The organism is Bilifractor sp. LCP19S3_H10, from assembly GCF_052119185.1.
Taxonomy (GTDB): domain Bacteria; phylum Bacillota; class Clostridia; order Lachnospirales; family Lachnospiraceae; genus Bilifractor.
Genome location: NZ_JBQKFT010000004.1, coordinates 129,310 through 151,004, shown reverse-complemented (window position 1 = coordinate 151,004; position 21,695 = coordinate 129,310). Strand labels below are relative to the sequence as shown.

The 21,695-nt window shown below is 51.8% G+C and carries 15 protein-coding genes; 13 read left to right on the top strand and 2 right to left on the bottom strand.

What is annotated here, in order from left to right; all coding sequences use genetic code 11:
• Position 1: 1 nt before the first annotated feature.
• From ilvB to ACTQZS_RS04905, 4 genes are all read left to right on the top strand, one after another.
• Positions 2 to 1,681, top strand: a complete 1,680-nt coding sequence (gene ilvB / locus ACTQZS_RS04920; protein WP_441474836.1) for a biosynthetic-type acetolactate synthase large subunit — start codon at positions 2 to 4, stop codon at positions 1,679 to 1,681.
• 303 nt (positions 1,682 to 1,984) lie between these two features.
• Positions 1,985 to 3,070 carry a 3-phosphoserine/phosphohydroxythreonine transaminase gene (serC, locus tag ACTQZS_RS04915; RefSeq protein WP_441100889.1) on the top strand — a complete coding sequence of 362 codons (1,086 nt, stop codon included), beginning with the start codon at positions 1,985 to 1,987 and terminating at the stop codon, positions 3,068 to 3,070.
• On the top strand, positions 3,070 to 4,236 hold the full coding sequence (locus tag ACTQZS_RS04910; RefSeq protein WP_441100888.1) for a phosphoglycerate dehydrogenase: 1,167 nt from the start codon (positions 3,070 to 3,072) through the stop codon (positions 4,234 to 4,236). Before serC ends, ACTQZS_RS04910 begins: the two co-directional genes overlap by 1 nt.
• A gap of 150 nt (positions 4,237 to 4,386) precedes the next feature.
• Positions 4,387 to 5,628 (top strand): DUF1015 domain-containing protein, encoded by a 1,242-nt coding sequence (locus ACTQZS_RS04905; protein WP_441474835.1) that lies wholly within the window; start codon positions 4,387 to 4,389, stop codon positions 5,626 to 5,628.
• A 94-nt stretch (positions 5,629 to 5,722) separates the two neighbouring features.
• Here ACTQZS_RS04905 and ACTQZS_RS04900 read toward each other — a convergent pair whose 3' ends face one another.
• Entirely contained in the window at positions 5,723 to 6,871 is a 1,149-nt protein-coding gene (locus ACTQZS_RS04900) for a 1-propanol dehydrogenase PduQ (RefSeq protein ID WP_441474834.1), read from the bottom strand.
• Between the two features lie 417 nt (positions 6,872 to 7,288).
• On the opposite strand from ACTQZS_RS04900, the gene ACTQZS_RS04895 reads away from it, so the two are divergent.
• From ACTQZS_RS04895 to ACTQZS_RS04875, 5 genes are all read left to right on the top strand, one after another.
• Positions 7,289 to 9,412 (top strand): LTA synthase family protein, encoded by a 2,124-nt coding sequence (locus ACTQZS_RS04895; protein ID WP_441474833.1) that lies wholly within the window; start codon positions 7,289 to 7,291, stop codon positions 9,410 to 9,412.
• A 114-nt stretch (positions 9,413 to 9,526) separates the two neighbouring features.
• Positions 9,527 to 11,158: an ABC-F family ATP-binding cassette domain-containing protein gene (locus tag ACTQZS_RS04890; RefSeq protein WP_441101182.1), complete on the top strand. Its 1,632-nt coding sequence runs from the start codon at positions 9,527 to 9,529 to the stop codon at positions 11,156 to 11,158.
• Between the two features lie 240 nt (positions 11,159 to 11,398).
• Positions 11,399 to 12,346, top strand: coding sequence for a sugar phosphate nucleotidyltransferase (locus ACTQZS_RS04885; RefSeq protein ID WP_441474832.1), 948 nt, complete (start codon positions 11,399 to 11,401; stop codon positions 12,344 to 12,346).
• Between the two features lie 220 nt (positions 12,347 to 12,566).
• Positions 12,567 to 14,846, top strand: a complete 2,280-nt coding sequence (locus ACTQZS_RS04880) for a DUF2298 domain-containing protein (RefSeq protein ID WP_441474831.1) — start codon at positions 12,567 to 12,569, stop codon at positions 14,844 to 14,846.
• 2 nt (positions 14,847 to 14,848) lie between these two features.
• The gene (locus tag ACTQZS_RS04875) at positions 14,849 to 16,180 is read left to right on the top strand and encodes a replication-associated recombination protein A (protein WP_441474830.1); all 1,332 of its coding nucleotides are present in this window, start codon (positions 14,849 to 14,851) and stop codon (positions 16,178 to 16,180) included.
• Between the two features lie 30 nt (positions 16,181 to 16,210).
• On the opposite strand, the gene ACTQZS_RS04870 is transcribed toward ACTQZS_RS04875, so the two are convergent.
• Entirely contained in the window at positions 16,211 to 16,726 is a 516-nt protein-coding gene (locus tag ACTQZS_RS04870) for a DUF4364 family protein (protein ID WP_441474829.1), read from the bottom strand.
• Positions 16,727 to 17,193: 467 nt separating this feature from the next.
• On the opposite strand from ACTQZS_RS04870, the gene gpmI reads away from it, so the two are divergent.
• The 4 genes from gpmI (at position 17,194) to ACTQZS_RS04850 (ending at position 21,680) form a co-directional block, all read left to right on the top strand.
• On the top strand, positions 17,194 to 18,741 hold the full coding sequence (gene gpmI / locus ACTQZS_RS04865) for a 2,3-bisphosphoglycerate-independent phosphoglycerate mutase (RefSeq protein WP_441101187.1): 1,548 nt from the start codon (positions 17,194 to 17,196) through the stop codon (positions 18,739 to 18,741).
• Between the two features lie 387 nt (positions 18,742 to 19,128).
• Entirely contained in the window at positions 19,129 to 20,067 is a 939-nt protein-coding gene (locus ACTQZS_RS04860) for an ABC transporter substrate-binding protein (protein ID WP_441474828.1), read from the top strand.
• Positions 20,068 to 20,233: 166 nt separating this feature from the next.
• A complete protein-coding gene (locus ACTQZS_RS04855) occupies positions 20,234 to 20,953 on the top strand; it encodes an amino acid ABC transporter permease (RefSeq protein WP_441474827.1) in 720 nt (239 codons plus the stop codon).
• Positions 20,940 to 21,680 (top strand): amino acid ABC transporter ATP-binding protein, encoded by a 741-nt coding sequence (locus ACTQZS_RS04850; RefSeq protein ID WP_441474826.1) that lies wholly within the window; start codon positions 20,940 to 20,942, stop codon positions 21,678 to 21,680. Before ACTQZS_RS04855 ends, ACTQZS_RS04850 begins: the two co-directional genes overlap by 14 nt.
• Positions 21,681 to 21,695: the final 15 nt, after the last annotated feature.

The window sequence follows — 21,695 nt, the reverse complement described above, 5'->3', positions numbered from 1 at the left end:
CATGCAGTTAAATGGTTCACAGATCGTCATCGAATGCCTGAAGGAGCAGGGAGTGGATACCGTCTTCGGATATCCGGGCGGAGCCATTCTGAATATCTATGACGAATTATATAAACATCCGGAAATCCATCATATTCTGACTTCTCATGAGCAGGGAGCCTCTCACGCAGCGGACGGCTATGCGAGAGCGACTGGCAGGGTTGGCGTATGCATGGCGACATCCGGACCCGGAGCGACAAACCTGGTAACCGGCATCGCGACGGCCTATATGGATTCCGTACCAATCGTGGCAATCACCGCGAACGTCGGAACCAGCTACCTCGGAAAAGACAGCTTTCAGGAGGTTGATATCACCGGAATCACCACACCCATCACGAAATACAGCTCAATTGTCAAGGATGTAACCCGCCTTGCTGACACCATCCGGCGCGCGTTTGCCATCGCAAAGAGCGGAAGACCGGGACCGGTGCTTGTAGATATCCCGAAGGATATCACGGCGGCTGTCTGTGATTTTGAGAGAAAAGAACCGGAAAATCCGGAACCGGACAGAAATGTAAATCAGAAAGATCTCGCAAGAGCTGTGGAAATGATCAATGCTTCAAAGCGGCCGTATCTCTTTGTCGGAGGTGGAGCGGCAATTTCCGGCGCGCAGAAGGAAGTTATCGAACTCGCGCATCGGATTCAGGCGCCTGTCTGTGACACCCTGATGGGAAAGGGAACCTTCCCGGGTACGGATGATCAGTATATGGGAATGCTCGGCATGCACGGCACGAAGGGCGCGAACCTCCTTACTTCAGAGTGTGATCTTCTGATCGTTCTGGGAGCCCGCTTTTCAGACAGGGATGTGGGTTCACCGAAGACCTTCGCGAAGCAGGCAAAGATTCTTCAGATTGATGTAGATCCTGCGGAAGTGAACAAAAATGTCGTCGTTGATGCGAGCGTATCCGGCGATATGAAGACAGTTCTGGATGAACTCCTTCCAGAGATCAGGGAAAAGTCGAATCCGCAGTGGACGGAGGAGATGCACCGGAAGCAGAAACTGGTCAATGACTATGTGCCGGAGGACCGTCTCACGGCGCAGTTTGTCATCCGGAAGATTTATGAGATCACAAAGGGGCAGGCGATTATCTGCACGGATGTGGGACAGCACCAGATGTGGGCGGCTCAGTATTACAAGTATACGGAACCGAGGACTCTGATTACCTCCGGAGGACTTGGAACGATGGGATATGGACTCGGCGCGGCGATTGGAGCGAAGTGCGGAAGACCGGACAAAACGGTCATCAACATCGCCGGGGACGGCTGTTTCCGCATGAATATGAACGAGATTGCCACGGCTGCCCGCAGCGGCATTCCGGTGATTGAGGTTGTGATCAATAACCATGTGCTCGGAATGGTCCGCCAGTGGCAGAACCTGTTCTACGGACAGCGTTACTCCAACACCATACTGGATGACAAGGTCGATTTCGTCAAGGTGGCGGAAGCGCTCGGCGCAGAAGGTGTCCGCATCACGAAGGCAGAGGAATTCGCCCCTGCTCTTGAGAAGGCAATCGCTGATCAGAAGCCTGTCGTGCTCGACTGCGTGATTGATCCGGACGATAAGGTTTCTCCGATGATCCCGGCCGGCAAGCCGAATGATGAAATCTACGATCAGAAAGACATGGAGAACTGGAACAAATAAAATCAGCGCATTGTATATCCGGCAGGGCGGCAGTTTTGCAGCCCTGCCGGTTTTAAAATCAGCCGGTTATGAAAAACGGCAGGAGCGCATTATACGCCTCGGAGCTTTAAGCAATTCTGCCCTGCTGATCACGTGTAAATGGCAGGGATGGGATTACACCGTTGTTCTGTTATCTCCGGTTATCCCCGGATCTCCGGATTTTGCGTGTTCGGAGATTGACAAGCGTTTGTCAGAAGTTTATCATATTAAAGTGTCTTTCATACGAGAGACTGCATACTAGAATTTTACCAGGAGGATATCAAAATGAGCAGAGTTTATAATTTTTCGGCCGGACCGGCTGTTCTTCCGGAGGAGGTTCTGAAGGAAGCGCAGGAAGAGATGATGGACTACCGCGGCTGCGGAATGTCGGTCATGGAGATGAGTCACCGATCTAAAATGTTCGATGATATTATCAATGAAGCCGAGCAGGATTTCCGCGAGCTTGTCGGAGTTCCGGATAATTATAAGATTCTGTTCTTACAGGGCGGCGGAAGTCTTCAGTTTGCGCAGATTCCGATGAATCTCATGAAGAACCGTGTCGCTGACTACATCATCACCGGAAACTGGGCGAAGAAGGCATACCAGGAGGCTCAGATCTATGGCAAGGCAAATGCGGTTGCTTCCTCCGAGGATCAGAATTACACCTATATCCCGGACTGCTCCGACCTTCCCATCGATGATGACGCGGATTATGTATACATCTGCGAAAACAATACCATTTACGGAACAGAGTACAAGAAGCTTCCGAACACGAAGGGCAAACTCCTTGTGGCGGATGTTTCCTCCAATTTCCTGTCACGCCCGATCGATGTTGAGAAATACGGTCTCTTCTTCGGCGGCGTTCAGAAGAATGTCGGACCTGCGGGAATGGTTATTACCGTAATCCGCGATGACCTGATCACGGACAGCTGTCTGCCGGGTACGCCGACGATGATGAAATACAAGACGCAGGCGGACAAGAATTCTCTGTACAACACGCCGAACTGCTGGTGCATCTACATCTGCGGAAAGGTCTTCAAGTGGCTGAAGAAAAACGGCGGACTTGAGGCGATGAACGAGCGCAATGAAAAGAAGGCAAAACTCCTCTATGATTATCTCGATCAGTCAAAGCTGTTCAAGGGCACAGTTCGGAAAGAGGACCGTTCTCTGATGAACGTTCCGTTTGTAACCGGAGATAAAGATCTGGATGCAAAGTTTGTCGCGGAGGCGAAGGAGGCCGGACTGGAGAACCTGAAGGGTCACCGCACCGTCGGCGGAATGCGCGCTTCCATTTACAATGCGATGCCATACGCGGGTGTTGAGGCTCTCGTGAAATTCATGGGTGAGTTTGAGAAGGAGAATCTGAAATAATGTACCAGTACAATTGTTTGAATAATATTTCAAAAGTCGGTCTTCAGCGATTCAGCGACCAGTACAGAGAGACAGACCGGTTCGAAGACGCAGATGCCGTTCTGGTCAGAAGCGCAAAAATGCATGATATGGAGTTTGGAGGCAAGCTTCTGGCAATCGCCCGCGCGGGTGCCGGTGTCAACAACATTCCGCTTGAGAAATGCGCAGAGAAGGGAATTGTTGTGTTCAACACTCCCGGAGCCAACGCGAATGCCGTAAAGGAACTGGTCATTGCGTCAATGCTTCTGGCATCCCGTGACATTATCGGCGGCATCGAGTGGGTCAGAGCAAATCACGAGGATGAAAATATCGGCAAGGACGCGGAGAAAGCCAAAAAGCAGTTCGCCGGAACCGAGATCAGCGGGAAGAAGCTGGGAATCATCGGACTTGGTGCAATCGGGCAGCTCGTAGCGAATGCGGCGACACACCTCGGGATGGATGTCTACGGCTATGATCCTTTCCTGTCGGTCGATGCCGCATGGAACCTTTCCAGAACGATACGTCACATTCAGGATGTCAATGAGATCTACAAGGAATGCGATTTCATCACCGTTCATGTACCGGCGACTGACAGCACCAGAGGCATGATCAGCCGTGAGGCAATCGAGATGATGAAGCCGGGTGTTGTAGTCATGAACTACGCGCGTGATATTCTGGTGGACGAGGATGCGATGGTCGATGCCCTGAAAAGCGGCAAGGTCAGAAGATACATGACGGATTTTGCCAATGACAAGATCATCAATGCGCCGAACACCATTATTACCCCTCATCTCGGAGCTTCCACTGAGGAAGCTGAGGACAACTGCGCGGAGATGGCGGTCAAGGAGCTCAGAGATTTCATTGAGAACGGAAATATCAGCCATTCTGTGAATTATCCGAACATGAACAATGGCATTCTGCGTGATGCGGCGCGTCTGTGCATCTGCCACAGAAATGTGAAGGACATGATCCGAAGATTTACAAGAATCCTCTCGGATGAGGGATTTAATATTGCGAACATGGCGAACAAGAGCCGCGGTGATTTCGCTTATACGGTCATCGATCTTGAGTCGCCGGTGAACGAACAGGTGATGACGAAGATTGAGGCCACCGACGGTGTGCTGAAGGCAAGAGTCATAACGAGATAACTGGCACGAAAAGGATGAAACCCCGGAAAGAAATTTCCGGGGTTTCTGCGCTTATGAGCGAACGTATTCAGGAAAGAGATATGCTTGTGAGCGAACGTATTCATGAAATGGGAATATTTGCAGCGGGAGCTGTTTACAGGAGGAACAAAAATGGCAGTAATCAGACCGTTCCGGGCATTGACACCGGTGAAGGAGAAGGCAGCGCTTGTGGCGGCTCTGCCCTATGATGTATATAACCGGGAGGAGGCAAGAGAGGTTGTGGAGAAGAATCCGCTGTCTTTTCTCGCCATAGACCGCGCGGAGACACAGTTCCCGGAGGAACAGGACATCTATGCGCCCTGTGTCTATGCGAAGGCCGCTTCCATGCTTCGTGAGTGGCAGGAAAGAGGCATATTCGAGGAGGACAGCAGGCCCTGCTTCTATATCTGGGAGCTGATCATGAACGGAAGGAGTCAGAAGGGACTGGTAGCGTGTTCTTCGGTAGACGATTATCTGAACAATGTGATTCGAAAGCACGAGAACACCAGAAAGGACAAGGAAAAGGACCGCTTTGATCATATCGATGCGTGCAGCGCGCAGACAGGACCGATTTTTCTTGCCTACCGGTCGCATCCGGAGATCAAAAGGCTGATCGTGCAGGAGAGCATGAAGGAGCCGGTGCTGGATTTCGTCGCCGAGGACGGTGTGATTCACAGGGTGTGGAGAATCGACAGGGACGACCAGATCGCGGCGCTGACGGAGGCATTTGCGGCGCTTGATCATACGTACATTGCCGACGGACATCATAGAGCGGCTTCCGCAGTTTCTGTGTCGCTGAAGAGACGAGAGGAGCATCCGGGTTATACCGGAAGAGAGGAGTTCAATTATTTCCTTTCGGTACTGTTTCCGGATGATGAGCTTCAAATCATGGACTATAACCGGGTGCTGAAGGATCTGAACGGATATGAGCCGGATGAGATTCTGGAGAAGCTGGATGAGGTCTTCCGGATCGCAGAGGCGCCGGAATCTCCGTACCGGCCTGCCAAGAAGGGGGAGATGGGTCTGTACCTGGAGGGAAAATGGTACCGCCTGCAGACACGGAAACATCTTCTGAAGACAGATCCGATCGGCTGTCTGGATGTGGAGTATCTGCAGAGGGAAGCTCTGGGACCGATCTGGAATATACAGGACCCGAGAACGGACGCGAGAATTGATTTTGTCGGAGGAATCCGGGGGCTCAGAGAGCTGGAGCGAAGGTGTCATGAAGACTGCGAGGCAGCTTTTGCCCTGTATCCCACCTCAATCAGCGAGCTCTTTGCCGTGGCGGATGCCGGGCTTCTGATGCCGCCGAAATCCACCTGGTTCGAGCCGAAGCTCAGAAGCGGGCTGTTCATACATAAGATTGAAAAGTGATCCGGAAAAGAAATCAAAAACTGCCGCATAATACAGACACCGGAAGAGGACATCTGTTTTATGCGGCAGTTTCTTGCAATCAGTTGCTCATGGATTACCAGAGCTTCCGGTAGAGCTCAATGACTTCAGGCTTCAGCGGCTGTCTCGGATTGGTTTCCGTGCAGGAGTCATTCAGGGCAGCTTCGGCCATACTGTCGAGGTGTGTCTCATATTCTTCCTTTGAAATATCCAGGATCTCGGAGAGATGCTGAGGAATTCCCATGCTCTCCGACATGTATCTCATGTAATTGCAAAGTGAGTGAATGGTCATGACCGGGTTGAAGCTGGAAAGACCGAGCATCGTGGCGATGTTGCAGTAGCGTTCCACGACGGGATCATCAGACAGATCCCTGTTCTTTGTGAGGTTGGATACACCGGCATTGTATTCCGTGACGATCGGAAGCAGCATGGCATTGGCACGTCCGTGTGGAATATGAAAATGCGCGCCGAGCTGATGCGCCATTCCGTGGTTCAGGCCGAGAGAGGCGGAGTTAAAGGCAAGTCCCGCCAGCGTCGCGGCCGTGTGCATCTTCTCCCGGGCGTGGGTGTCATTATTGTCCGAATAGGAGCGGAAGAGGTACTGACCTACGATCTCAACGGCTTTTTCCGCAAGCGCGCCGGAAAAGTCGTTGTGCTTTGTACTGACATAGGCTTCGACCGCGTGGGTGAGCACATCCATCCCGGTGTCCGCCGTTACGGATGCGGGCACGCTCCGCACCAGAACCGCGTCGAGAATCGCCTCGTCCGGAGACATATCCTCTGAGACAAGTGGGATTTTTCTCTGATGATCCGGATCGCTGATGACGGCAAAAGAGGTCACCTCGCTTCCGGTGCCGCTCGTCGTCGGAATACAGATCAGGCGGATGTGCTTTCCGTCATTCATGCTCTCCGACATTTTGCGGATGGACTTGGACAGGTCCATGGCAGATCCGCCACCGACGCCCACGATCGTATCACAGCCGGATTCGAGATAGGCTCTCACGCCGGCAACGACTTTTGAGATGGGAGGATCCGGAACGACCTCAGTAAATATTTCATAGGCAATGCCGCCCTTCGACAGAGGCTTTACGATGTTGCGGATCGCGTCGCTCTTAACGATGAAGGGGTCGGTTACGATAAAGACCTTCTGACTGTCGATCTGGCTCAGGCGGTCGAGTGATTTCTCGCCAAAATAGATATCCGTGAGAATATGGAAATGTTCCATGCTGCTGTCCTTTCTTTTTCTGAACCAACATGCCCCGCAAGCGGAGCGTCACAAACGGTATAAGTCCCCGTGTCACATCGCTGGTTCACCGTTCCCATGCCGCTGACAGGCGACCTGCTTCGTTGGTCTGTCGCGGCGTTTGCCCCACCGTTTCACACAATTATGATAGCACGGAGAAATGAAATGTGCAAGCAAACCACAGGCTTACGTGATAAAATCATGACTGATTTTGTTGGATTGCGAGGGAGAGGCGGAGGCTTTATGAGAAAACTGTGAATTCCGTGAATTATGGCGCCGCGGGTTTGCAAATCCATTCCAAAAAATGTAAAATATTCGGGTGTGCGGCGCAGTCTCGAAGTAGCTGTATCTGCATGTATTACACAGATATTTTTGACGGGAAAGCGGGTATTTATTCAGATGGAGATTCGATATCGGGGCCGTGAGTGGTCCGTCGGCTACAAAATATTCTGGGCTATTTACTGGATCTGCGTGTTCATTTTTCTAATGACGCAGCGCAGTGCCCTGATCGGCAGCGTAAAGATAGAGATGCGCTCCGGTGAAATCCTTTTTGCGGGACTGATCGCCGCCGTGGCGGCGTCCGCCCTGATCTGTACCTTCGTCCTGCATCCCCTGGACAGGGTGGATGAGAAAGGAAAGGAGGCATGCCTCCAGATCTGGCCGTGGCATTTTGTGATCATGCTCGCCGTGGATGTCTGGTGCTTTTTTATCATCGAGTATATCAACAACACGGAGCTGGTCGCGATGGAATGGAAGTACAGGCTTCTGAATATCGCGGGCATCCTGATCATGAACCTGATCGCATTCTTCTGGCTGAATTCGCTCAAGCGCTCTCTGATGCTGATCCTGTCCATCTGGTCGTTTATCAGCATTGCCTTTTATTTTGTCTATCTGTTCCGGGGAGAGCCGCTGCAGCTGATCGATTTCTTCTCGCTCTCGACGGCGGCGACGGTTTCCGGATCCTATACGTATACGCTGACGAGAGGAATCGTGCTTGATCTCGTGATGTACTTCTGCGTTCTGGGACTATTGCTTCACATGCGGAACTATGTACTGATCCGCAGAGGCATCATCGGAAAGATTCTTATGCGCGCCGGGATCGCTGTGTTCATGTTCGGCATGTATTTTTTCTATCTGAATGTGAACTGGAACGGAGGTCTTGGAATTCTGACGGATCTGTTCGCGCCGATCAAGACCTACACCGAGTATGGAACAACCGTCGGGTTTTTCTGTGTCGCGAAATATATGAGACTTAGTCCGCCGGAGGGCTATACCGTGAGCGGAACAGAGAAGATCGCGGAGAACTTTGTAAAGACGGAGAAGAACAGCGCGGAGGAGGAAACGGCCGGGGAAAGCGATGCTTCGGGGAACAATTCGGATTCCGGGTCCGGGACAGAGGATGCTTCCACGGTAAAGCCGGTGAATATTATCGCGATCATGAATGAGTCCTGGGCGGATTACAGCTATATCGGAGATCTGAAGACGAATGAGCCTGTGATGCCGTTTTATGACTCATTGAAAGAGAATACAATAAAGGGACATACGCTGGTATGCATTACCGGAGGCGGAACGGCAAAGACGGAGTACGAATTCCTGACCGGAAATTCTGTGAAGAGATTTCCGGCTATGGTTCCGTATGTGAGCTATTTCACGCATGATCAGTACTCGATTGTCTCTACCCTGGAGGCACAGGGATATAAAACGGCGGCTATGCATCCGTACAAGGGAAGCAACTGGAATCGTGAGACCGCGTATCGTCTCTTGGGATTTGACCGGTTTTACACACAGGATGATTTTACCGATGAGGACGATGTGGAATACGTTCACAGCCATATCAGCGATATGTCGAATTACAAGAAGATCATCCAGGAAGTCAACGAGGAAAATAAGGCGGGGAATCCGTTCTTCCTTTTTGATGTGACCATGCAGAACCACGGCGGGTATACGACAGACGACGTTGATGAAACCATTACGGTTGACGGGTACGAGAACGATGTCGTGAGCCGGTTCCTCTCGTTGGAAAAACTGAGCGATGACGCACTGGAGTATCTGATCGACTATTTCAAGGACTATGATGAGCCTACGCTGATTGTTATGTTTGGCGATCATTATCCGACCATGCCGGATTCGTTTACGGAATATGTGTCCGGTGAGAATTATAATTCGCTTGATCTGGAGCAGCAGGAGCACTATTACGCGACACCGTTCCTGATCTGGGCGAATTATGATATCCCGGAACAACAGAACGTGGTGACGAGCACAAATTATCTGAGCACTCTGCTTCTGGAGCAGACCGGTCTGCAGATGACGGATTACAATTATTATTTGAAAGATCTCATGACCAGAATACCGGCGCTGAATCACATGGGCTATGAGGATGCAGACGGAAACTGGCATACCTGGTCCGGCGGAAGTGAGAAGGATCTGATGGATGAGTGGCAGTACGAGTGCCTGCAGTACAATGAGCTGGCGGAGAAACGGAACCGGCTTGACTGGTTCTTTTCACTGACCAGCGATTCATAAGACAGGATAACCAGCGATTTGTAAGACAGGATTGACTTGTGAAAAAGAACGGAATGCGTTATTATGTGTAGCGACTGACGCTGGGTATAATTGTCCGATAGAAAGGAATTTGATATGATAGCTGCGAACAACGTAACACTGAGAGTGGGGAAGAAGGCTCTTTTCGAGAACGTAAACATCAAGTTTACGGAAGGCAACTGTTATGGTGTGATCGGTGCGAACGGTGCCGGAAAATCGACATTTCTGAAGATTCTCTCCGGTCAGCTGGAGCCGACGAACGGGGACGTCACGATCACGCCGGGACAGAGGCTTTCTTTCCTGGAGCAGGATCACTTTAAGTATGACGATCAGCCGGTTCTCGATACAGTCATCCAGGGAAACGGAAGACTTTATGAGATCATGAAGGAGAAGGACGCGCTCTACGCGAAGCCGGATTTCACGGATGAAGACGGCATCAAGGCCAGTGAGCTTGAGGCGGAGTTTGCCGAGATGAACGGATGGGACGCGGAGACGGACGCAGAGCAGCTGCTGAACGGACTCGGAATCGAGACGGATCTCCATTATGCGCAGATGGGAACGCTGGACGGCCCGCAGAAGGTAAAGGTGCTTCTGGCGCGCGCCCTTTTCGGAAACCCGGATATTCTGCTTCTTGATGAGCCGACGAACCATCTGGATCTGGACGCCATCGACTGGCTGGAGGAGTTCCTGATCAATTTCGAGAATACCGTCATCGTTGTGTCCCATGACCGGTATTTCCTGAATAAGGTCTGCACAAATATAGCGGATATCGATTACGGCAAGATTCAGCTCTATGCCGGCAACTACGATTTCTGGTTCGAGTCCAGCAATCTCCTGCTGCAGCAGAAGAAGGAAGCAAACAAGAAAAAGGAAGAGAAGATCAAGGAGCTGCAGGAATTTATTTCCCGATTTGCGGCGAACGCTTCGAAATCGAAGCAGGCGACTTCCCGTAAGAAGGCGCTGGAGAAAATTCAGCTGGACGATATCAAGCCATCCAGCCGGAAATATCCCTATATTGATTTCCGTCCGAACCGAGAGATCGGGAATGAGGTTCTTGAGGTTCACAACATCAGCAAGACCATCGACGGTGTGAAGGTACTGGACGATGTCTCGTTCACGCTCAGAAGAGAAGACAAGGTCGCTTTTGTCGGCTCCAACGAGCAGGCGGCGACGGAGCTGTTCAAGATCATTGCCGGTGAAGATGAGGCGGACGAGGGATATTATAAGTGGGGCGTAACCACGTCACAGGCATTTTTCCCGAAGGACTATACGGAGGAATTTGACTCCGATCTGACGATCGCGGAGTGGCTGACCCAGTATTCGGAGATCAAGGACGCAACCTATGTGCGGGGATTCCTCGGAAGAATGCTCTTCGCCGGAGACGACGGCGTCAAGAAGGTACGGGTTCTGTCCGGAGGGGAGAAGGTCAGATGCCTTCTGTCGAAGATGATGATTTCGGGTGCGAATGTACTCGTTCTGGACCAGCCGACCAACCATCTGGATATGGAGTCGATTCAGGCACTGAACAACGGTCTGATCAAGTTCCCGGGTGTGCTGCTGTTTACCTGTCACGACCATCAGTTTGTGCAGACGACGGCGAACCGCATCATGGAATTCCGGCATGACGGGACGCTGATCGATAAGGTGACAACGTATGATGAGTATCTGGCAGCGGATGCGGACGCGAGAAAGCGCTCGGTATATACGCTGACAGAGGAAGATAACTGATTCTCATGGCGTGAATTGCACAGCTCTGATTTACGCGAACAGTGAGCCGCAGCCGAATGCGAAGTATTCGTGTGCGGCGAGCGTCGCGATAGCGAGATAAAACTCGCACAGCGTGTTTTATCTCGTTGACAGCTCTGATTGATAGATTTTGCAGAAAGAGTTACTGAGAAAAAAGGCGTTGTGAGCTAAAAAGATTCTTCGCAGAAGATGATAGAAGAATGATAGAAAGAGGTGGAGGAGATGGAAAATAACAACCACCCGGTCCTAGTCATAATGGCGGCCGGCATGGGCAGCCGGTACGGCGGCTTGAAGCAGATGGATCCCATGGATGAAAGGGGGCATCTGATCATTGATTATTCAATTTACGATGCGGTACAGGCCGGATTCCGGGAAATTATTTTTGTCATCAAGGAGGAAAATAAGCAGATCTTCCAGGAGAGAATCGGAGACCGGATCAGCAGCAGGGTGAAGGTCAGTTATGCCTTTCAGAGACTGAACGATCTGCCGGCGGGCTATCAGGTGCCGGAGGGGCGTGTGAAACCATGGGGGACGGGACACGCCGTTCTGTCCTGCTTTTTTGCGGTTCACGGATCTCCGTTCGCGGTGATCAATGCGGATGACTATTACGGGAGAGATGCATTTCGTAAGATGTATGATTACCTGGCGCACAACGGCGATGATACGAAGTACCGCTACGCGATGGTCGGATATCAGCTGAAGAATACCGTGACAGAAAACGGATATGTCTCCCGCGGAATCTGCGAGGTGAATGACCGGGAGGAGCTCGTGGGAATTCACGAGCGCACCCGGATCGAGAAGCATCCGACCGGCATCGAGTACACCGAGGATGACGGGAAGACCTGGACACCCCTTGCGGATGACACGGTGGTTTCCATGAATATGTGGGGCTTCAACTACAGCATCATGAATGAGCTCCTCGCGCGTTTCCCGGCGTTCCTTGACCGGGCATTGAAGGAGAATCCGCTGAAGGGAGAGTATTTCCTTCCCTCGGTTGTCGCGGATCTCCTGGCCGAAGACAAGGCGGCGGTGAAGGTAATGACGACGCCGGACAAGTGGTACGGTGTGACCTATAAGGAGGATAAGCCGGTGGTAACCGCCGCGCTGAAGAAGATGACGGAGGATGGAATATACCCGCCGGAGCTTCTGGACGGCGGCGAATATTGTTGAAACAGCTATCCGTTCTCGATAGAATAGAACTGTCCGAAGTGCTGACGCACGTCGGGCAGCTCTTGTTTTTTGCGCGAACAGTGAGCCGCAGCCGAATGCGAAGTATTCGTGTGCGGCGAGCGTCGCGATAGCGAGATAAAACTCGCGCAGCGTGTTTTATCTCGCTGGAACAATTCCAGAGTGATCATGTTCTGAAAAATATTTTCCGGAGGACCACAGATTGTTTACGAAAATGAAAAACTCCTCGATCGGCTTCCTGGCCATCTTTTTCCTTATACTTGCGGCAGCGGGCGCGCTTCTTGGAAGCAGTTTTTTCCCGTTTTTCAGGTGGTATCTGCTGCTTCTGGTGATCGGGGCCGGATTTTTTCCGCTGACCAGAATTCTGTTCGCGGCATTTCGTGACGGAGGATGGCTGTTCTCCCGGGTGATCGGGCTCGCGGCAGGCGGATATGCGGTCTGGGTTCTCGGGCTTGCGGATATTCTCCGGTTTACCGGCCGCAGGGCGCTGGTTGTCACGCTGATCTTTATTGGCGTGTGCTGGGTACTGTTCATGCTGAAGCCTGTGAAGAAAAAGATGGACATTAATCTGATCATTGCGGAGGAGGTGCTGTTCTTCGGACTCTTCGTGTTCTGGTCTTATCTCATCGGCTTCCGGCCGCAGGCAAGCGGAACGGAGAAGTTCATGGATTACGGCTTTATGGCCGCAATGTATCGAAGTACATCCCTCCCTGCGAAAGACATCTGGTATGGAACAGATGCCATCAACTATTATTACGGCGGGCAGTATTTCGGTGTCTATCTGGGAAAAATGTGCGGCGTCGGCGTTTCTTATGCCTACAATATTTACCGCGCGATGATCGCCGCCCTCGGATTTGCGCTTCCGTTCTCCATCGTGCGTCAGATGGCGTTTGACCGCATGGAGGATCGTCCGCATGCCGGAGCATGGGCTGCGGCGGGAGGTCTGATCGGCGGCGCGGCGGTTTCACTTGCCGGAAACGGCCACTATGTGATATACGGAATTTTCGGGAAGCCGCTCGGACTCCCGATGCCGGATGGCAGGGATTATTACTGGTTTGCCGACTCAACGCGCTACATCGGATACAATCCGGTGAATACCGCTGACCGGACCATTCACGAGTTTCCCTCCTACTCATTCATTCTCGGAGACGTTCACGCGCACATGTGCAACATCATTTTTGTGCTGACGGTGGTGGCGCTCCTCTATGCCTGGATCTGCACCGGATGGGAGAACTGCACCGGACGGGCCGGACGGGAGAACTGTACTGGACGGGAGAGAGGATATCTCCCGGACGCGAGATTTCTGTCGGCAGCAGCCCTGATCGGCATGTTCCAGTGGACGAATTTCTGGGATTATGTCATATATTTGACCGTCGCCTTTTTCTGCATAATATTCCACGCTCTGAACAGCAGCTGCCGGAGCCGGAAGAAAAGGACTGTGTCGGCCGTGTATCACACCGCAGTGCTGGCAGTGTTATCAACGGTGACCTCGCTTCCCTTCCGTCTTCAGTTCCAGTCGCCGGTTTCCGGCGTGGCGTTCTGCCGGACCCATACGCCGCTGTATCAGTTGCTGATTCTGTGGGGATTCCCCTTTGTGGTCTTTCTTCTGCTGATTGTCACTGCAGTCGGGAATTACAGGAAAAAAATGCCGGGTGCGATTAGTGGAGGCAGGAACGGAAGAGAAGGAACCGCGGAGGACGCCGGTGAAAACCCCGGGTATTTTCGAACAACGCCGCTGCCGGATCATTTCGCGCTGATTCTCGGACTGTGTGCTTTCGGTCTTGTGCTCGTGCCGGAAATTGTGTATGTCAGGGACATCTATGAGTCCAGCGGGTACCCGAGGTCCAATACGATGTTCAAGATGACGTATCAGGCGTTTATCCTCTACGGGATGATGATGGCGTATGCCGTCATCTGTTTTCTGGCTTCCAGACAGAGGCTGCGCCGGATTGCAGGAATTGCCGCGGCTGTGTTTTTCGGACTGACGCTTGGGTACTTCCCTGTATCGGTGCGTCAGTTTATGGGAAACATTTTCCGTTATAAAAATTATCAGGGCCTGGATGCCACATCATTTCTGGAGAGCTCCTATCCGGCTGACGCGGGAGCAATCCAGTGGCTGAATGAGAATGTTCCGGGGCAGCCGGTCGTCCTGGAGGCGGACGGAGACAGCTACAGCACCGCGTGCCGGGTATCGGCGATGACCGGACTTCCGACCGTGCTCGGCTGGTATGTCCATGAATGGCTGTGGCGGAGCGATCCGGAGGACCTGAATCAGAGGTCTGCGGATATCGAGACGATTTATACCTCAGATGACGCGGAAGAGGTCCGGAGCCTGATTGAAAAGTATGGAATCTCTTATATTTTCGTGGGAAGCGAGGAATACGCGAAGTACGGAACCGTGAATACAGAGGGCATCGCAGAGCTTGGCGAGGTCGTATACAGCAGCAATGGTACATTTATCGTGAAAACAGCTGAGGGATAAGAATGGATCTGTTCGATTATATGAAGGAAAAAAACATGGAGAAGGAAGCGCCTCTGGCTTCCCGGATGAGGCCGGAACGGCTGGACGAGGTAGTGGGGCAGGAACATATCATCGGGAAGGGAAAGCTTCTCTACCGCGCCATCATGGCGGATAAGCTGAGCTCGCTGATTTTATACGGACCGCCCGGAACGGGAAAAACGACGCTTGCCCATGTCATTGCGAATACGACGAGCGCGGAGTTTGTGCAGCTGAATGCGACGGCGTCCGGGAAGAAGGATATGGAAGACGCGATCCGGGCGGCACAGGAACGCCGGGGAATGTACGGCAGAAAGACGATTCTGTTCATCGATGAGATTCACCGGTTCAACAAGGGGCAGCAGGACTACCTTCTTCCGTATGTAGAGGACGGCACGGTCATTCTGATCGGTGCCACGACGGAGAATCCCTATTTTGAGGTGAATTCTGCCCTGATCTCAAGGTCCGTGGTATTTGAGCTGAAGCCGCTGTCGACGGAGAACATCCGCGAGCTTCTGAACAGAGCGGTGACCGATCCGGTCAAAGGAATGGGCAGCTATCATGCCGTTCTGGAGCCGGACGCCTGCGAGTTCCTCGCGGACATTGCGGGCGGTGACGCCAGAGAGGCGCTGAATGCGATAGAACTGGGAATTCTGACGACAGAGCCGTCGCCGGAGGACGGGAAAATCCACATTGATCTGGAGACTGCCTCGCAGTGTATTCAGAAGAGAGTGGTTCGCTATGACAAGGCGGGAGACCAGCATTACGACACGATATCTGCTTTTATTAAAAGCATGAGGGGATCGGATCCGGACGCTGCCGTTTACTATCTGGCAAAAATGCTCTACGCGGGGGAGGATGTAAAATTTATCGCGAGAAGAATCATGATCTGCGCATCGGAGGATGTCGGAAACGCGGACCCCATGGCCATGGTAGTGGCTGCGTCTGCGGCGCAGGAGGTGGAACGTGTGGGCATGCCGGAGTCCCAGCTCATCCTCGCCCAGGCTGCGATTTATGTGGCCGGAGCGCCGAAAAGCAATGCCTGCACAGAGGCGGTTTTCGAGGCGATGGAATCCGTGCGGAAGAAGCAGACGACGGTGCCTGTTCATCTGCAGGACGCACATTATAAAAGCCATGAGCAGCTCGGCCATGGCATCGGTTATAAATATGCGCACGATTATCCGAACCACTATGTAGAACAGCAATACCTGCCGGACGAGATAAAGGATGCGGTATTCTATCATCCGACCGGAAACGGTTATGAAGAGAAGATCAGAGAGTATTTTGAAAAAATCGGCCGTGAGAAAAATCTGAAGTAAACGGGGACTCCGGATTTTTCTCCGTCGTGGTTACATGAGAATCTTCATGATCGCCGCGTAGGTTTCCTGGCTCTTCTTCTTCCAGTTTTCCGAAAGCGTCCGTGCGGCCTCCTCGGTGGGAACCGTGAACTTCAGCTCGATGAGCGTCTGTTTTCCCTCCTTGACCATACAGTTCACGGTATAGTCCTGGTTGGAATTGCGGAAATAATCGGCAAGAGTCGATGATTCGTTGCGCATCTCATAGGAATGGAGAACCAGATAATTGGCGATCTCCCGGCGGATTTCCGGCGGGATTTCATTTCCGAAGTATTCCAGCGTCTGCTTTCCCTGATCGGTCATGCGGTAATAGGTCGTGTGATTGGTGGTCTCGATTTCGAGGAGACCGGTATCAATCATTTCGGACAGGACCTCCTGAAGATGAAAATAGGAGGTATATTTGCGGCTCAGGATCAGATCGGAGATCTGGGCGTTGGTGAGCGGAAAGGTGACCTTTCCGAGCATGAACAGTATGATAAGCTTATACAGTGATGTACCGGATTCCAGCATAGGTAAAACTCCTGACTTTCTTCGGAATTAAAATTTTAAAGGCTGCAGCTTCGGGGTATAAAGGCCCGGGATTTTAAGGTCTCGGGATTTTAAAGCATTAAGCAAGAACTTTTTTGGACTCGGATGCCTCACTGATATCCGGTGGATATCATAGGAAGATGCTGCTGGACCGCTTTCATCTCATTCCGGGATTCAGCGGGACGCTGGCATCACAGGTATGCGCGTCTGCCAGGCCAGATGATGCATCCGACAGGCAGAATCACAAGTCTGTCATGAAGTATAACATATTGGCTTTTGTCCGGCAAATATCTGCTTGTTTTTTTCGGACAGTATTAGTATGATAAGCATTGACGTAATGACAGACTGTTTGACGGTGAGACAGCCTGGATGGGACTGGCAGAATGAACCAGTCGGCAAAGCGCTGACAGATAGATAACAGATAGATAAGATATAAGGAGAAATGAATTATGGCAAAGAAACCTACTGTTCTGATGATCCTCGATGGCTACGGTGAGAATCCGGTTTGTGAGCACAATGCGATCTGTGAGGCGAGAACACCGGTGATGGATCAGCTGAAGAGCCAGTGCCCGTATGTTCAGGGACAGGCAAGCGGCCATTATGTAGGGCTTCCGGACGGACAGATGGGAAATTCCGAGGTTGGACATATGAATATGGGCGCCGGCCGTATTGTGTATCAGGATCTGACCCGGATCACAAAGGCAATTAATGACGGCGATTTCTTCCGGAACGAGGAGCTTCTGCTTGCAATCAACAACGCAAAGAAGAACAACGGAGATCTTCATCTCTGGGGCCTTCTTTCCGATGGCGGTGTGCACAGCCATATTACACATCTGTATGCGCTTCTTGAGCTGTGCAAAAAAGAAAATTTTGACAGAGTTTATGTGCATTGTTTCCTGGACGGACGTGACACGCCGCCGACCTCTGGAATCGAATATATTCGTCAGCTCATGGACAAGATGAGAGAGATCGGAGTCGGAAGGATCGGTGTCATCTCCGGACGTTACTATGCGATGGACCGTGATACGAACTGGGATCGTGTGGAGAAGGCATATGACGCGCTGACAAAGGGAGAGGGCGTCGATGGCGGAACAGATCCGCTTCGCGCGATGCAGGCTTCCTATGACAAGGAGATCACGGATGAGTTTGTGATTCCAACGGTCATGAAGAACGAAGACGGGACTCCTGTTGCAACGGTAAAGGAAGGGGACAGTGTGATCTTCTTCAACTTCCGCCCCGACCGCGCGAGAGAGCTTACGAGAGCCTTCTGCGACCCGGATTTCAAGGGGTTTGAGAGAAAGAGAATCGAGAATCTTACCTTTGTGTGCTTCAAGGATTATGATGAGACCATCCCGAACAAGTACATTGCTTTTAAGAACGAGAAACTCACAAATACGTTCGGGGAATGGCTCGCGAAGAAGGGAATGAAGCAGGCCAGAATCGCTGAGACCGAGAAATACGCGCATGTCACCTTCTTCTTTAACGGAGGCGTTGAGGAGCCGAATGAGGGAGAGGACCGTTTCCTGATCCCTTCTCCGAAGGTAGCTACCTACGACCTTCAGCCGGAGATGAGCGCACCGAAGGTATGCGACAAGCTCTGTGAGGCTATCCGCTCTCAGAAGTACGATGTTATTATCATTAATTTCGCGAACCCGGATATGGTAGGTCATACAGGAGTCGAGGCTGCCGCGATTAAGGCGATCGAAGCGGTAGATGAGTGCGTCGGAAGAGCAGTAGAGGCTCTGAAGGAGGTCGACGGACAGATGTTCATCACCGCGGACCATGGAAATGCAGAGCTGATGGTGGATCCCGCTACAGGAGAGCCGTGGACTGCTCATACCACAAATCCGGTTCCGTTCCTGCTTGTGAACTGTGATCCTGCCTACACCCTCAGAGAAGGCGGAGCGCTCTGTGACATTGTTCCGACGCTGATTGAGCTGATGGGTATGGAGAAGCCGGCAGAGATGACCGGAAAGTCTCTTCTTGTCAGAAAATAAAGAGCCTGTAAGTGGCGCTGTATACTCCATACGGTAAACCGGGCGTCATCATAAGTATAAAGTCAGATGGAAAGACAGCGTGGTCTTTACCCCTGGAGGGGAAGGTCACGCTGTCTGTTTTGATACGCGCAATTCGTGTCCGCCGGACAGCGTGAGGTGAGTCTTGACTACAGAAACAGCAGAGGCTATAATCTTGAACGTTCAGAGATCGTTCCTGCGATGAGATGAACAGATAACAATGCACCGCGTGAAAGTGCGGATGAAAGTGCTGTGTATAGCGCTGTTCATCGCATAGATGAAAGCACAGCATATGAAAGCACTGCAGCGGATGCTCTGTTATAAAGGAAGGAAATTAGTAGGGATTTTTAAGGAAGAGAGGAAGAAGAAATGATGAAAAAAGCAATGGCTCTTTTACTGACTGCCGGCATGACACTGTCGCTGGCAGCATGTGGTTCTGCAGCAGGCAGTTCCAGTTCCTCGGAAGCGGCATCCGCTTCCGGATCATCAGCAGAAAGTACAACGGAAGCGGCAGCATCTGTGAGCGCCTCTTCGTACGGCGACATCAAGACCGTCACCTCCGGAGAGCTTCATATGGCGACAAATGCTGCGTTCCCGCCTTATGAGACGACGGATGATAATGGCGGCTATACCGGTATCGACGTAGATATCGCTGCAGAGATCGCAAAAGAGCTTGGTCTGAAGCTGGTTGTCGATGATATGGATTTCTCCTCTGTCATCACATCGGTTCAGTCCGGCAAGGAAGATATTGCAATGGCGGGAATCACGGTTAATGAAGAGAGAAAGAAGAACGTGGATTTCACTGACAGCTATGCGAAGGGCGTTCAGTCCATCATCGTTCCGGAGGATTCTGATATCAAATCGGTTGATGATCTTTCCAATGACAAGATGATCGGATGCCAGGAGGGAACTACCGGTTATATCTATGCTTCTGATACACCGGAAAACGGAGGCTTCGGTGAGGACCATGTCGTTGCGTATACGAACGGAGCCATGGCGATTCAGGCTCTGCTCGGTGGGAAAATCGACGCCGTGATCATCGATAATGAGCCGGCGAAGGCGTTCGTCGCGCAGAACAAGGGACTGAAGCTTCTGGATACTGATTATGTAAGTGAGGATTACGCCATCGGAGTCAGCAAGGACAATCCTGCGCTTCGCGACGCCATCAACAGCATTCTGAAGAAGCTGATCGCAGACGGAACCGTACAGTCCATTATCGACAAGTACATCAACACAGATTCGTCTTCTGAGGCGGTGAGCTCTTCGTCCGCTTCCGTGAGCACGAGCTCAGCATCCACTGCCGGCTGATGGCGGTGATTTTGGGGTTGTCCGGATGGAAGGATTGACAGACGGGCTTACAGAATTGAATTATTGGCGGGATGGGCTTGCACCATCCCGTTTTTTTTAGTAATATATGAATAATTATGCATGTCTCTGTGTTGCATGATGAATTTCAAGTCGGGAGGAAAAAGCAGTGGCAGAATTTTGGGCCGGTGTGCGCGACAATTTCTATCAGAGCTTTGTGGCGGCTGACAGATGGAAACGTTATCTGGATGGATTGAGGGTTTCCTTTATTGTGACGCTTGGCGCGCTGGCGATCGGTATCGTACTCGGGATCCTGGTCGCGGTTGTGCGTACCATGCACGATCAGCAGAAAATCGGAAAGGTCAGCGGAGGACTGAAAGTCCTGAACATTATCTGTGAGGTATACACGACAGTGATTCGCGGAACCCCGATGATGGTTCAGCTTCTGATTATGGGATTTGTTATTTTTGCGGCGAGCCGGAACCTGGTGGGAGTTGCCATCCTTGCTCTTGGCATCAACTCGGGAGCCTATGTATCCGAGATCATCCGGAGCGGTATCATGTCCATCGATCCGGGGCAGATGGAAGCGGGACGGTCGCTGGGAATGGGCTATACCACGGTAATGAAGGACATCATTATCCCGCAGGCGGTCAAGAATATTCTCCCTGCGCTCGGCAATGAGCTGATCACACTGTTTAAGGATACATCCCTGGTAACGGTCATTGGACTTACGGATTTGACGAAGGTTGCGATGCAGATCCAGGCGAAGACCTATCAGGCATTTATGCCCTTCATCGGAATTGCCATCATGTACCTGGTGGTTGTCATGATTCTCACCTGGCTTCTGGGAATCCTTGAGAGGAGGATGCGTAAAAGTGACAGACGCTAAAGCACTGATCCAGGTCGAGCACCTGGTCAAAAAATTCGGTGACAATACGGTTTTAAATGATATTTCGGATCATATCTCGGAGGGCGAGAAGGTCGTGATCATCGGTCCGTCCGGATCGGGAAAATCCACTTTTCTGCGATGCCTGAATCTTCTGGAGATTCCGACGTCCGGAAAAATCATCTTTGACGGAACGGACATCACGTCGGACAAGACGGATATCAACCAGATGCGTCAGCAGATGGGAATGGTATTCCAGCATTTTAATCTCTTTCCGAACAAAACCGTCAGGAGAAACATCACCCTCGCTCCGGTGCGTACGGGACACATGAATCAGGCTGAGGCGGATGCCGAGGCAGAGAAGCTGCTTGAACGGGTTGGGCTTCTGGATAAGGCGGATGCCTATCCTTCCAGTCTGTCAGGCGGACAGAAGCAGCGAATTGCGATTGTGCGGGCACTCGCCATGCACCCGAAGGTGATGCTTTTCGATGAGCCGACATCTGCTCTTGATCCGGAAATGGTAGGAGAGGTTCTGAATGTAATGAAGGAACTGGCTGATGACGGAATGACGATGGCAGTGGTTACGCATGAGATGGGCTTCGCCCGAGAGGTGGCGGACCGCGTCATGTTCGTTGCGGACGGCATCATCATGGAACAGGGAACCCCGGATGAGATCTTCAATCATCCGAAGGCGGGAAGGCTGCAGGATTTTCTCTCAAAGGTTCTCTGAGAAGAATTGACTGAC

What these genes read in the sequence shown, in the direction of transcription:
- ilvB (WP_441474836.1), top strand. Translation starts at nt 2, where the DNA reads ATGCAGTTAAATGGTTCACAGATCGTCATCGAATGCCTGAAGGAGCAG.
- ACTQZS_RS04900 (WP_441474834.1), bottom strand. Translation starts at nt 6,871, where the DNA reads ATGGAACATTTCCATATTCTCACGGATATCTATTTTGGCGAGAAATCA.
- serC (WP_441100889.1), top strand. Translation starts at nt 1,985, where the DNA reads ATGAGCAGAGTTTATAATTTTTCGGCCGGACCGGCTGTTCTTCCGGAG.
- gpmI (WP_441101187.1), top strand. Translation starts at nt 17,194, where the DNA reads ATGGCAAAGAAACCTACTGTTCTGATGATCCTCGATGGCTACGGTGAG.
- ACTQZS_RS04860 (WP_441474828.1), top strand. Translation starts at nt 19,129, where the DNA reads ATGATGAAAAAAGCAATGGCTCTTTTACTGACTGCCGGCATGACACTG.
- ACTQZS_RS04870 (WP_441474829.1), bottom strand. Translation starts at nt 16,726, where the DNA reads ATGCTGGAATCCGGTACATCACTGTATAAGCTTATCATACTGTTCATG.
- ACTQZS_RS04885 (WP_441474832.1), top strand. Translation starts at nt 11,399, where the DNA reads ATGGAAAATAACAACCACCCGGTCCTAGTCATAATGGCGGCCGGCATG.
- ACTQZS_RS04905 (WP_441474835.1), top strand. Translation starts at nt 4,387, where the DNA reads ATGGCAGTAATCAGACCGTTCCGGGCATTGACACCGGTGAAGGAGAAG.
- ACTQZS_RS04910 (WP_441100888.1), top strand. Translation starts at nt 3,070, where the DNA reads ATGTACCAGTACAATTGTTTGAATAATATTTCAAAAGTCGGTCTTCAG.
- ACTQZS_RS04875 (WP_441474830.1), top strand. Translation starts at nt 14,849, where the DNA reads ATGGATCTGTTCGATTATATGAAGGAAAAAAACATGGAGAAGGAAGCG.
- ACTQZS_RS04890 (WP_441101182.1), top strand. Translation starts at nt 9,527, where the DNA reads ATGATAGCTGCGAACAACGTAACACTGAGAGTGGGGAAGAAGGCTCTT.
- ACTQZS_RS04895 (WP_441474833.1), top strand. Translation starts at nt 7,289, where the DNA reads ATGGAGATTCGATATCGGGGCCGTGAGTGGTCCGTCGGCTACAAAATA.